Annotated in this window: 11 protein-coding genes; 1 reads left to right on the top strand and 10 read right to left on the bottom strand. The window is 43.6% G+C overall.

Annotated features, from left to right (window positions below; all coding sequences use genetic code 11):
* Positions 1–2: 2 nt before the first annotated feature.
* From hypE to OC443_RS02545, 10 genes are all read right to left on the bottom strand, one after another.
* On the bottom strand, positions 3–1,004 hold the full coding sequence (gene hypE / locus OC443_RS02590; RefSeq protein WP_073580777.1) for a hydrogenase expression/formation protein HypE: 1,002 nt from the start codon (positions 1,002–1,004) through the stop codon (positions 3–5).
* Positions 997–2,136, bottom strand: a complete 1,140-nt coding sequence (hypD, locus tag OC443_RS02585; RefSeq protein WP_073580775.1) for a hydrogenase formation protein HypD — start codon at positions 2,134–2,136, stop codon at positions 997–999. Before hypD ends, hypE begins: the two co-directional genes overlap by 8 nt.
* 6 nt (positions 2,137–2,142) lie before the next feature.
* Positions 2,143–2,463, bottom strand: a complete 321-nt coding sequence (locus OC443_RS02580; RefSeq protein WP_262021633.1) for a HypC/HybG/HupF family hydrogenase formation chaperone — start codon at positions 2,461–2,463, stop codon at positions 2,143–2,145.
* A 37-nt stretch (positions 2,464–2,500) separates the two neighbouring features.
* A complete protein-coding gene (hypF, locus tag OC443_RS02575; protein WP_073580773.1) occupies positions 2,501–4,786 on the bottom strand; it encodes a carbamoyltransferase HypF in 2,286 nt (761 codons plus the stop codon).
* Between the two features lie 17 nt (positions 4,787–4,803).
* Positions 4,804–5,385, bottom strand: coding sequence for a HupE/UreJ family protein (locus tag OC443_RS02570; RefSeq protein WP_234976343.1), 582 nt, complete (start codon positions 5,383–5,385; stop codon positions 4,804–4,806).
* Positions 5,386–5,618: 233 nt separating this feature from the next.
* Positions 5,619–6,440: a formate dehydrogenase accessory sulfurtransferase FdhD gene (gene fdhD, locus OC443_RS02565; RefSeq protein ID WP_073580771.1), complete on the bottom strand. Its 822-nt coding sequence runs from the start codon at positions 6,438–6,440 to the stop codon at positions 5,619–5,621.
* Between the two features lie 23 nt (positions 6,441–6,463).
* Positions 6,464–8,497: a sigma 54-interacting transcriptional regulator gene (locus OC443_RS02560; protein ID WP_234976342.1), complete on the bottom strand. Its 2,034-nt coding sequence runs from the start codon at positions 8,495–8,497 to the stop codon at positions 6,464–6,466.
* 99 nt (positions 8,498–8,596) lie between these two features.
* The gene (gene fdhF / locus OC443_RS02555) at positions 8,597–10,741 is read right to left on the bottom strand and encodes a formate dehydrogenase subunit alpha (protein WP_073580767.1); all 2,145 of its coding nucleotides are present in this window, start codon (positions 10,739–10,741) and stop codon (positions 8,597–8,599) included.
* Positions 10,742–10,767: 26 nt separating this feature from the next.
* Positions 10,768–11,316, bottom strand: coding sequence for a 4Fe-4S dicluster domain-containing protein (locus tag OC443_RS02550; protein WP_073580765.1), 549 nt, complete (start codon positions 11,314–11,316; stop codon positions 10,768–10,770).
* A gap of 492 nt (positions 11,317–11,808) precedes the next feature.
* The gene (locus tag OC443_RS02545; RefSeq protein ID WP_073580763.1) at positions 11,809–12,330 is read right to left on the bottom strand and encodes a single-stranded DNA-binding protein; all 522 of its coding nucleotides are present in this window, start codon (positions 12,328–12,330) and stop codon (positions 11,809–11,811) included.
* Between the two features lie 260 nt (positions 12,331–12,590).
* Here OC443_RS02545 and OC443_RS02540 point away from each other — a divergent pair, with 260 nt between their 5' ends.
* Positions 12,591–13,238 (top strand): LuxR C-terminal-related transcriptional regulator, encoded by a 648-nt coding sequence (locus tag OC443_RS02540; protein WP_073580761.1) that lies wholly within the window; start codon positions 12,591–12,593, stop codon positions 13,236–13,238.
* The last annotated feature ends 39 nt before the right edge of the window (positions 13,239–13,277 follow it).

The raw sequence follows: 13,277 nt of genomic DNA, 5'->3' as shown, positions 1-13,277 counted from the left end.
CCTCAGCAGATCCGCGGCAATAATTCACCAGCGGGAAAATCCAGATAGCGCCGGCTTCCCCATGGTGAATGGAGTATGGGCCTGTGTGTTGTTCCGGATGAAACCTGACCGATCAATGCAGCTTCCGGATGAAACTGATGTAATACCTTAAGTGTTTTCTCTGCGTGCGACTCAGGCACAGCTAAAACAAAGCTGCCCTCATTGGCCAGATCATAAGGCTCAAAACCAAACAGTTCACATAATCCACGCACACTGTCATCCACCGGAATTGAAGATTCCTGCAATTCCATCTGAACACCGGAGCTCTGACACCATTCATTTAAGACCGCTGCCAGTCCCCCGCGGGTCGCATCACGCATCGCATGCAACTCGACTTTCTGTTCCAGTAATGCTTCCACTACGGGCCACAGCACTGCACAATCACTTGCTATCGGCTGTTCTAAACGCAATGATTCCCGGGCAGCCAGAATACAGGCACCATGACGTCCGATATCCCGGGAAACCAGGATGACATCGCCGGATTGGATCTGATGTGCTGAAATATTTGCCTGCTGAATTTCACCCACGCCGGTTGTATTAATGAATAATTTGTCCACCGCGCCTTTGGGTACAACTTTTGTGTCGCCACAAACAATCAAAGACTCTGTTTGCTTCATCGTCTCTGACATCGCTGACACCACATTTTCCAGCTCGCTGTATGGCAGCCCTTCTTCGATCATAAAGCTGCAGCTAAGATATTGCGGCTTCGCACCGACCATTGCTAAATCATTGCAAGTGCCTGCAATTGCCAGTGTGCCTATATTTCCGCCGGTGAAAAATAAAGGAGAGACAGTAAAACTGTCCGTCGTCATGGCAACCTGACCAGAAAAGGATAAGGTCGCAGCATCTTCATTTCTGTTTAAGATATCATTGCCAAAATATCTGAAGAACAATTGTTGAATCAGCTGGTTTGTTTCCAGCCCGCCGCCGCCATGGCTAAGCTGAATAAAATTCTGATTATTCATGAATACTGATGTCCTCTAAACCGCCGTATCTGTAGTAGGCATTACATGCGCCTTCGGAGCTGACCATACAGCTTCCCATTGGCCGATCAGGCCGGCACGCCCTGCCAAACACTTTACAATCCGTCGGTGTTGCTATTCCCCGCAAAATATCGCCACAGCGACAAATCTTATGATCCGGAATTTCTTTTGTTGGCAGTACCGGGCCAAAAACAACTTCAGCATCTCTGCCAGCCAGCCTGGATTTCAGCCGGAGTGCAGACTCAGGAATCGCGCCCAACCCCCGCCAGTTGAAGGATTCACGAACATCAAACACATCATCAATTAAACACTTCGCTGCCAGATTTCCCTGAGGTGTTACAGCCCGGGTATATTGATTTTCTAATTCAGCACGCTTTTCAGTCACCTGCTTAACCAGCATTAAAACGGATTCCAGCACATCTGCAGGCTCAAAACCGGACACAACAACCGGTGTCTGATATTGATCAACAACAGGCTGGTAAATTGACGAGCCGGTAATCACACTCACATGAGAAGGACCAATAAACGCGTTAACCAACGACAGCTCCGTACTCATCACAGCATGCATTGCTGGTGGAACAAGTACATGATTAATATGGAAATATAAATTATCAATTTGCTGTTGTTCAGCCAGTTGAACCAGCACAGCCGTCATCGGTGTTGTCGTTTCAAATCCAATGGCAAAATAAACCACCTGTTTATCCGGATTTGCCTTTGCGATCGCCAATGCATCCATCGGGTCATAAACCGGTTCAACTGATCCGCCACGGGCTCTGCATTGACCTAAAGATTCCCGAGATCCCGGTACCCGAATCATATCGCCCAATGTCACCACAATGACATCTTGTTCCATTGCCAGTGTCGTTGCATGATCAATGCGTTCTTTCGGCATAATACACACCGGACAACCCGGACCATGAATAAAGTTCAAATGCTCAGGCAACAAAGATTTCAGCCCATACTTCATGATGGTGTGGGTATGTCCGCCACAAACTTCCATCATATAAAGCGGATGCGGCAGCTTTTCTGCCTGCCGCCTGATTTCTTCAGCCAGTGTCTTAACAGCCCGGGGGGCGCGAAAATCCTGATATCGTAATTTAGATTGACTCGACATAACTCATTAACCAATCCATGCCTGTTCCGGATCGATTTCATCCATTAATTGTTGATAAGTCTCAAGGCTTTTCTGAGCTTCTTCCTGATCGATCTTGCTGATGGCAAACCCTACATGAATTAATAAATGCTCTCCTACAGAAATAGACTCAGCAATAAGGTGAGTACTTACCTCTTTCACAACGCCCATCGTTTCAACTAAAGCCGTTTGTGTGCCTGACCTGACCTCAACAACACAGGAAGGAATACATAAACACATAATTTTCTCTCTCAGATCATGATCTGTAATAAGTAAACCACGCCGACATTGCAGCGTAACATAGCGCAATACAACCAGTTACCTGATGATATGGATCACTGATGACTCAGGTATGAAGATGCATCCCATACCAAACCTGTCCCGCAGCAATTCCGCCATCATTTACGGGAATCGTTTCACCACTGTAAAGGAGCTGCTCTCCTGATTGCCATTGCTGCCACAATAAATCCATTAGCAACCGGTTCTGAAACACTCCGCCACAAAGCACAATCGGGTAAGATGCGTATCTATCTGCCATTTGAAGGATTGCAGACACAATGCCGCGAATCAGTGCCAGACATGCGCCATTCACCCCGGCGTTTTTCTCCCAGCACCTCTGCTCAATACATGCCACCAGTGCAGGTTGCCAATCTAAAACCTGTGCATCTGTCCACGGAAAATCAAGTGCTAAAAACATCTGTTCTTCAAGTGCCCGGGTTGCTGATTCTTCTATCCTTAATCCGCTTTCACCTTCAAAATTCACCTGCTCCGTCAGTAAGAGTAAACCAGCCCACACATCAAATAACCGGCCAACAGAAGTGCAATAAGGAGAATGACGTCCTGAGGCCCAAAGCTGGTATAAATTCTGAAAGTAAACCTCTGACCACGACTCAAAAGCAGGGAGGCTCATCGCCTTAATCTCTTCGGGGGAATAACACTCAAGTAACATTGCAAACAACAGTCTTGCTGGCTCCCGAATCGCTTTTTCTCCACCAATAAGACGAAACGGACGTAAGTGCCCACATCGCTTAAAACCCTTTGTATCAGCAAGAATGACTTCACCTCCCCAGACCGTTTCATCATTCCCCCAGCCAGTGCCATCGAAAGCAAAACCAATCACCGTCTGATTCAGGTGATGCTCAGCCATTACTGACAGTACATGTGCATAGTGATGCTGAACTGCTGCGTGTGAACTCACTTCTTTCTGAATAAGTTGAGATGTGAAGTATCCCGGATGCTTGTCATGGACATACAGAGATGGCTGACATTGGTACAAAGACAGAAAATCATCTGTTGCCTGCTGATAACGAATTTGTGTATCCAGGTTATCTGTGTCACCAATGTGAGGAGATAAGAACCACTGCCCCGGTGTAGCCAGAGCAATCGTTGCTTTCTGTTGAGCTCCCATGCCTAAAAGTGTCTGCCCGCTATAATTTGTCTTGATACTGAAGGGCGCATAACCTCTGGCCATACGAAGTACCCGGACTTTTCCACCAGCGAAATGAACCAGACTGTCATCACAGGGATGAACAATCGGACGATTATGGTCAAGGATCGCGTCAAGTGACTGGCCAAATTGCTGGTATATCTCATCACGACAGACCGCTAAAGGTAACCCACTACGATTGGCACTTGTCATCACCAAAAGGTGAGTCTCGCCTATTGATTTCAATGCATCAAAAAGGAGCACATGAAGCGGAGTATAAGGGAGCATCACCCCGAGGTACGGGCCGACCGGCGCCACTTCGGGAACAAGATGACGGTTCGCTTTTCGTTTCATCAGTACAATCGGTGCAGCTGAAGATGACAAAGCTGCCCATTCGGCAGATTCCCCGGTTACATAGGCTTCTGCTGCCAGCGTATTTTCTGCCATGACGGCAAATGGTTTTAACCGGCGCTGTTTAAGCTTTCGTAACTGTAACACTGCGCTCTGGCACAAGGCGTCACATACAAGGTGAAAACCACCAATACCTTTAATTGCCAGTATTTTTCCCCGGGATAATAATTGTGCTGCATGAGCAATGGCATCTTGTCCGGATAAGATATCTTTCTTTGATTTATCAAGCAGACTAACAACCGGACCGCACCGGGAACAACTGACCGGCTGCGCATGATAACGCCTGTCCAGAGGATTTTGATATACCTGCCTGCATTCCGGACACATATCAAACTGCTTCATGGAGGTATTACACCGATCATAAGGTAATTGCTCGATGATCGAATATCTGGGGCCGCAATTCGTACAATTTGTAAAAGGATACTGATAATAACGGGACTGAGGATTACGAAGGTCGTCGAGACATGCCTGACACACAGACTGATCAGGCGTGATAAAAACTGAGATATCCTTCTCTCTTTGACTATGATGGATATGAAAGCCATCTTGCTCAACAGGCGGCAGCGACGAACTATTTAACGAATCAATCCGCGCTAAAGCCGGAGGATTACAGACAATCTGCTTCGAAAATAATTCGATGTTATCCGGCGCTCCCTGCACATCAATCTGAACACCACCAGAATCATTACTAACCCACCCGGATAAATCATACTTCACTGCAAGCTGATAGATAAAAGGGCGGAAACCAACCCCCTGAACAATACCGGAAATAAGAAAAAGGCGGCGTTCATCCATTATGGTTTATCCAGTTGTTAAGAAAAGAGCATTGAACAGCCGAATAGCGCAATAACTGCGCCTAATGCTTTTGTAAACCTGCCATGCACTGAAAAGCGTAAAAACGTTTCACCTGACAAAATGCCTGATAAGTGCAGCATTGATGTCGATAAAACAAATCCGCTGAAATAATATAATGCATGACTGTCAAGTGGCATCTCAGCACCGTGAGCCATCCCGTGGAAAACTGCAAACAGACTGACAAACCCAATGACAATCTTGTGAGAAATGATATTTCCTCGAAACAACATAATACCCATAGCAACAACACTGAGAATAATTCCGGCTTCAACATAAGGAATCACCATTCCGGCTATACCTAAAATACCACCAACAATCATACACAGCACAAATGAAACCGGCATAATCCACCGGAAAGCACCACCGAACAGTGCAGCTAAAATACCCACAGCAATCATGACAGAAAGGTGATCAACCCCGGTTAATGGATGCATAAAACCACTCTCAAAACCAAAATGACCGACATGTCCGGTATGAGCCATGGCGAATGGGGAAATCAATGTTAATAAGGTAAGGATTAAAAATTTATTTTTCATCATCAAAGTCTTCTATATTCATCAAGTTAAAAACATCAAGTCTGACGATCCATTTCATCATAATGTAGCCAGACCATTTAAAAACCCATCAACCATAAAACATGAATATATAACGAGGCCAACAAATAAAGCATTCAATATAAATACACAAATAAAAATATGAGGCACACCTGTTAATTGCAATAATTTACAGGCAAATCTTGAAATAAAATCAGAATGTCACTTCATACTAAATATCAATTATCGACAATTCGTCTTTCATGTGTATATATATTCGCTTTTCCCGGGCGGCAATAGCCACATAATGTAATATTCATCCGTTCTGCAAGTTCAACCGCCATATGTGTCGCAGCAGATACCGCCAGCAATATTTCAAGACCGCATACAGCTACTTTCTGAACCATTTCAAAGCTGGCACGGCTTGTTACTAAAACAGCCCCATGCTCACAATGATGTCTGATTATCCACCCAATTAATTTATCCAGCGCAATATGCCGGCCAACATCTTCAAAAACAGCCTGAATATTTCCATCAGGATCAAGATAAGCGGCTGCATGACTCGCACCGGTCAACTGATTCAGAGTCTGCTTTTGATTCAGTTGTAACAACGCAGAATCCAGCTTCTCTATATTAAAGCGGGAAGCATCAGATACCGGAGCGATGCAACGGCGAACACCATTTAACTGTTCGGCTCCACAAATACCACATCCGGTTACTCCCATTAAAGAACGACGCTTTTCTTTTAACCGGCTCATGCAGCGATTCGCTATTTCAACGGATAGTGTCATCCCCTCCGCATCTTTCTGTATTTCTATATTATGAATATCTCTGTCATGATCAATAATCCCTTCTGTGACAGAAAAACCAACCGCAAAAAACTCCAAATCCACAGGTGTGCACATCATGACGGTATAAGCAATTCCGTTATACTCCAAAGCAACAGGCACCTCCTGCACAACCATGTCTTCAGTGCTTTCCTGAAATGCGCCCTGCTTATAACGAATAATCGTCTTTCTGCTGGCTGAATCAATATTTAAATTCCCATCAGCTCTATACATAACTTTTCTCCATCAAGATGAAGTTACATCTCGGGTAAATAATCTTTACTACTGATTCCCATTTTCTGCATACGGGATAGAAGTGTCGTCCGTTTCAATCCCAGCTTTACCGCTGCTCCGCGGACACCTGCGACAATACCATTACTTTCCCGCAGGGCCTGTATAATAGCCTCACGATCAACAACCACAGGAAACTCACGGGCATTGCTGTTGCGAAGTAAAGGCGAATCACTCTCAGGAGGAGAAATATGTAAACCTAATTTGACCAGTTCTTCTAACGGCGCATTTAAGACATCACCACGGGTTAAGATCACCGAACGCTCTATAAAATTTCTTAGCTGCCTGACGTTTCCCGGCCATGAAAAATCAGCAAGCGCCCGCATTGTTTCATTGGTAATCGCTGTAATTTTCTTACCCATCTGCTTCGAAATCACCCGGCTGAAGTATTTCACCAGTAATGGAATATCTTCAGGGCGCTCCCTTAAAGGAGGAATTTCAATCGGGAAAATATTAAGCCGGTAATATAAATCATTCCTGAATGTTTTCTTCTGAACCATTGAAACCAAATCGGCATTTGTGGCAACAACAATCCGGACATCCACAGGAATCAGCTGGTTTTTCCCAACCCGTTCTATCTCACTTTCCTGCAATACCCGCAATAGCTTGGGTTGAAGCTCTAATGGCATATCGCCGATTTCATCTAAAAATAATGTTCCCTGATTAGCTTGCTCAAAGCGTCCGACTCTTTGATGAATCGCGCCGGTAAACGCACCTCTTTCATGGCCAAATAATTCACTTTCGAATAAACCTTCAGGCACCGCGGCACAATTCATTTTCACCATACGTTTTTTACTGCGACGGCTCATTTTATGAATAGCTCTTGCAATCAGCTCTTTCCCGGTCCCTGTTTCACCTAAAATCAAAACCGTACTGTCGCAATCCGCAACCATCGCAACCTGGTCAAGCACGCGATTCATCGCTTCACTTTGGCTGATGATGTCATCGAAAATTTGGTGTCTTTCATCATGGGCTTCTATCGAAATATATTCATTTTTAGGAATGACTTTCGTATGCGCTTCATGAACACTAAGACTGTGCATCGCCATTGCAACTCTTGCTGCAACTTGTTGTAAAAGTTCGATTTTACACCACTGTGCTTCAACACATTTCTGCATGACATACGTGATATAACCGACTTTACAGGTACGAAAAACCATGGGGATAATGATGACCTGATCAACACTTTCATTCAGTTCAATCGTATTCTTCCGATAGAATACCTGCCTCAGCTTCTGGCCGCTGAGACAAACCGGCTCATCACTTGTAACCGCTGGTTCAAATACTGAATCATCACTAAAAAAATGACATTGATAAACAAGCTCATCTTTATCAAGACGACTCGAATGCTGAATATAATGGCCCTGATACTTTTCGATCAAAGATAAGTCACACATAGAAAAGTGTTGATTCAGACACCGAAGCAATGAGTTAAGCAGCGTTTCTTTGCTGCTTTGGCTAATGACAGCATTCGTCACATCCACCAGAATATGATAGTTATCCCGTTCATGACTGAGTTGCTGAGCTTTACTCGTCGCCAGTTCATGCTCGATGACATGAGCCACAAAAGAAATCAACATACTATTTATCAGCCGGAAATGTTTTTCCTCATCTTCCATGTCATCAATTTCAGGATTAATAAATTCAATTTCACCCAATTGATGAGTCACCGTATTTAACGGCATACGGCGATAATGGCTGATATTTTTATACGCGGGATGTTCTGAAAATTGAGGATAGTAATAATAGAAACGATTTCCATCCAACTCATAAATACCATCATCATAAGTCTGATTATATAAATCGGTTTCCTGACGATTAAATACTTCCGAGCATACTTCACCATTACTTATATAATAAAGAACCGCTTCATTGGTATGATTGCGGTTCAAAATAATATTAATTCTTTCTACTTGCAGAAATGAGCATTCTTCATCGTTGATAAATTTCAATAAGTCCGATGTATCATGAACTGATAGCATTGCTTTTGAAAATATCATTAACTCCTGAGCTATTCTGTTCATAAACACTAATACAATCAATAAAAGGCTCTTTACCCTCTATACTTACACAGATGTAAAGAGCCTGCATTGATCTAATCAGGCATATTCCACGTGAGAATTAAGACGAGCTTTCATATTACTATATTCAACTTGTACATAGTTCTCAGCCCAAGACTGATCTTCTATTGCTTCGACTTTGACTGCACAGAACTTGAATTCAGGTGTACTTGAAATCGGATCAACATGCTCGATAGTTAATTCATTACATGCGCCAACCCACCATTGATAAGTCATGTAGACCGCGCCTTTATTAACACGCTCAGAGAAGTTAGCCCGGGTAATAACTTTTCCGCGACGAGATGAAACCCAGACTAATTGTTGATCAACAACTCCTAACGCTTTCGCATCTTCAGGGTTCATCTGAATAAATCCAGGTTCGTCGGCCAATGTAGCAAGTGCGGTACAGTTACCTGTCATTGAGCGACATGAATAATGTCCGATCTCACGAACTGTCGACAAAATTAAAGGATAATCTGCATCGATTTTTTCCAGAGGCGGACGCCATTCAGCACCGATGAACAGAGCTTTACCTGATTCAGTCGCAAATTTATTCCCTTCAAACAGGAATGGTGTACCAGGATGATCTTCTGTCGGGCAAGGCCACAGAACTGATTTTTCCCCTTCCATTTTCTCGTAAGAAGCACCAGCAAACAGAGGAGCCAGAGAACGCATTTCATCCCAGATTTCTTCTGCATTTTTATATTGCATCGGATATCCCATCCGGGTTGATAGCAAACCAAAGATTTCCCAGTCTGGTTTCACACCTTCAGGTGGTGTCACTGCTTTATAAAAACGCTGGAAGCCACGATCAGCACAAGTGTAAACACCCTCGTGTTCTCCCCAACTGGTTGATGGGAACACGATGTCGGCCATTTCCGCAGTCTTCGTCATGAAGATATCCTGAACGATGACCAATTCCATTTTCTTCATCGTTTCCCGCATTGCACTCAAATCAGCTTCAGTTTGCGCCGGATCTTCACCAAAGATATAAAATGCCTTACATACGCCTTCGTCAACTTTATGACCGACTTCTGTCAGACGATAGCCCGGTTCCGGTGATAATTTAACACCCCAGGCATTCTCAAATTTTTCACGGATCGCATCATCTTTTACAGATTGATAGCCTGGATACTGATGAGGCAGCATACCTAAGTCACATGTTCCCTGAACGTTGTTTTGTCCGCGCACAGGACCAACACCAACACCACGACGACCAAAGTTTCCGGTCATCAATGCCAATGCAGCCAAGCCTCGTACCACATCTACAGCCTGACCAAACTGAGTGACACCCATACCCCATAAAATCATCGCTTCAGAAGCTGCTGCATATGTTCTTGCCGCCTGTCGAACATCACTTCCTTTCAGACCAGTGATATGTTCAACTTCTTCCGGAGCATAATTCATCACAATTTTACGGAACTCTTCAAATCCTTCAGTAAAATTCTGAACATAGGCTTTGTTATACAGATCTTCATCGATCAATGTATAAGCAATCGCATTTACCAATGCCATATTGGCACCATTTTTCAATTGAAGCCATTGATCGGCAATCCGTACAGATTCAATCTTACGCGGATCGCACACAATGATTTTGGCGCCATTTTCCTGAGCTTTGAAAATTCTTTTCGCAATAACCGGGTGAGAGTCAGCAACATTATACCCAAAGATTAACAGGCATTTTGTTTCTTCAATCTCCGGGATGGAGTTACTCATTGCACCATTACCAACGGTTGATTCCAGACCGGAAACCGAAGGCGCATGACATACCCTTGCACAGTGGTCAACGTTATTCGTTCCAATCACTGCACGGGCAAATTTCTGCATAACATAGTTAGATTCATTACCCGGACCACGGGCAGAACCGGTTGTCATGATAGCGTCAGGGCCATGTTTATCTTTGATTGCCTGAAGTTTTTCTGCTGCAAAGTCAATAGCTTCATCCCATGTTACCGCTTCAAGCTTACTATCTCTTGAACGGCGAATCATGGGCTGTTTTAAACGTGGTGTCAGTAATTTAGTATCATTTAAAAAGTCCCAGCCATAATAACCTTTTAAACATAACTGACCTTCGTTGGTACGACCATTCGCAGGCTCAGCCCCAACAATTTTATTATCTTTAACCAGCAGGTTCAGTTTACAGCCCGTACCACAGTAGGGACAAACGACGATAGATTTTTTCATTCTAGCCTTCTCCGAATATTATCCAATCACACCGAAATGACAGAAGCACTACTTGCAGCAGCTTCCCGCTTCTGCTGAGTAGTCAACTCAACATCTTCCGGAACCATTAATTTAATGGCTTGAGTAGGACACACCTGAACGCAGGCCGGTCCATCTTCACTGTGGGAACATAAGTCACACTTAACAGCTTGTGACTGTGGGGTTTTTCTTTGGAAAAGACCGGAATAACCAGAATGATTTTCAACCATGGTTGTCACAATATTCATGGCTCCGTAAGGACATGCGATTGCACATGTTTTGCAGCCAATGCAACGCGACTGAATCACTTTGATATAACCATCTTCGTGTACAATTGCATTATTCGGACAAACCTGGGCACAAGGGGCGTCATCACATTGACGGCACATAACCGGAACGGTCACCTGAGCGTTTTTCACCAAATTCAAGCGTGGTGTGAAATTTTTGGGATCTGCCAGTGTTCCAATATCTTCATTTTGATGAGAAATCGCGCATGCAAGCTCACAAGTTCGACAACCAATACACTTATTGGCGTCAGCAAAGATAAATCGATTCATGCTGCTTCCTTCTGTGTAATTACCAGTAATATTTTACTGATTCACTTTTTTATTCTGAATGGAGCCTTATGCTAGGCACAAGATGTGCCAACTAGGAAAATCGGAAATAAAGCAAATTAACCACATGATTTAAAATGACTTTTATGAAACATGGCTGTTATGTGTGGCATATAGGATGACTGTCATAAAAAAAATATTCGTCAAAAGTGTCTATACTCGACAGATTATATTTCAGATGATTGTTCCGTAAATAATAAACATTCATCAAATCATTGATTCACACTTCACGATCGCAAATGACATCACCAGGCAATACATTGAGGAAGATTATCGCGATAGATTTTTCCGGGAGTAATCCGCCGGGCTGAAGGGAATATACCCAAACAACCTGAAGATGCAGACTGTTTGGGTATAACATCGTTAAGAATACAAAAAGCTCCGATATACGGAGCCTTTCGATAAACTATATTGAAGTTGTCTTACACAACCAGCCTAGAACGGAATATCATCATCAAAATCCATTGGAGGCTCATTATATTGCGGCTGTTGAGGTTGTTGCTGTGGAGCCGGTTTTTGCTGAGGCTGCATAGCTGGTTGCTGAGGTTGTCCCCATCCACCTTGCTGTTGTGGTGCTGATTGTCCTGGCTGGCCTGCGCCCTGAGCGCGTCCGCCTAACATTTGCATGACACCATTGAATCCCTGCACCACAACTTCTGTGGTATAACGATCCTGCCCGCTTTGGTCCTGCCACTTACGCGTCTGCAGTTGCCCTTCAATATAAACCTGAGAACCTTTACGCAGGTACTCTCCGGCAACTTCGGCCAGTTTTCCAAACAAAGCAACACGGTGCCACTCTGTTTTCTCTCTTTGCTCGCCAGTTGTTTTATCACGCCATGACTCAGACGTTGCAATCGTAATGTTTGCAACAGCACCGCCACTCGGCATATAACGAACTTCGGGATCCCCGCCAAGGTTCCCAACTAAGATTACTTTGTTTACTCCACGGCTGGCCATATTTTGCTCCGTCTTTACTCATGAGTGTCTAATAAACGCTATAGGATACCATGCCTGATAAAGGTCTCAACCAACCTCTGCAAATTATCTTCAAAAGCGCTTGTTCACGTTTAATTTTTCGACCTGATTCTTATATTTTAGCAGAAACCCACACCTGTTTTCCTTATAAGCATGAAGGCATACGAACGATAACCATTTGAATTAGAATATTTTTTTAATTTCAGGCATGTTTTGCTCTCAATAAACTTACGGAGAAAAACATGAAGAAAAACAATTATGCACGGACGCTTTATATCCTGTATCCAGAAGGGGAAGTCCTTCCGGATATATACGAAGAAATCGAGAAGCTGCTGGGGTATACATTGCCCAAAGTCACGCCAGATGCACTTTCTGTCAATGGCAGCCGCGATCGCCATAAAATTCTAATTTTTACTTATGACCACCGGACACCTTTGCTCCCCTATTTCAATGACTGGTATTCTGAACAACAATATTATGAAACCGTCGTGATTGATGTAGATAAACGCTTAAATACTGAAGCATTATTAGCCTTGGGCAATCTGAAAGGGCTGTTTTATCAAAAAGATCCGATCCAGAAAATCATCATGGGACTGAAAGAAATTATTGATGGAAGAAACTGGCTTCCCCGCCATATCTCCAGTCAATTACTTCACTATTACCGATATGCCCTGCAAAGTCACAATATCTCGGCAATCATCGCTCTGACAGCAAGAGAAATTGAAATTTTGCGTTGCTTGCAATCCGGCGCATGTAATACAGAAATTGCAGATAATTTATTTATCAGCGAATATACAGTTAAGTCACATTTGTACCAGATTTTTAAAAAAATAGCGGTAAAAAACAGAGCTCAGGCTATCTCATGGGCCAGACAAAATTTATTGACCTAAACTAAGTCACATTATTTTTCGGAGATCAGTGTATCTATG

The organism is Vibrio quintilis (assembly GCF_024529975.1).
Lineage (GTDB): Bacteria > Pseudomonadota > Gammaproteobacteria > Enterobacterales > Vibrionaceae > Vibrio > Vibrio quintilis.
The sequence above is the reverse complement of the archived record's forward strand: the minus strand, read 5'-3'. Positions and strand labels throughout refer to the sequence as shown.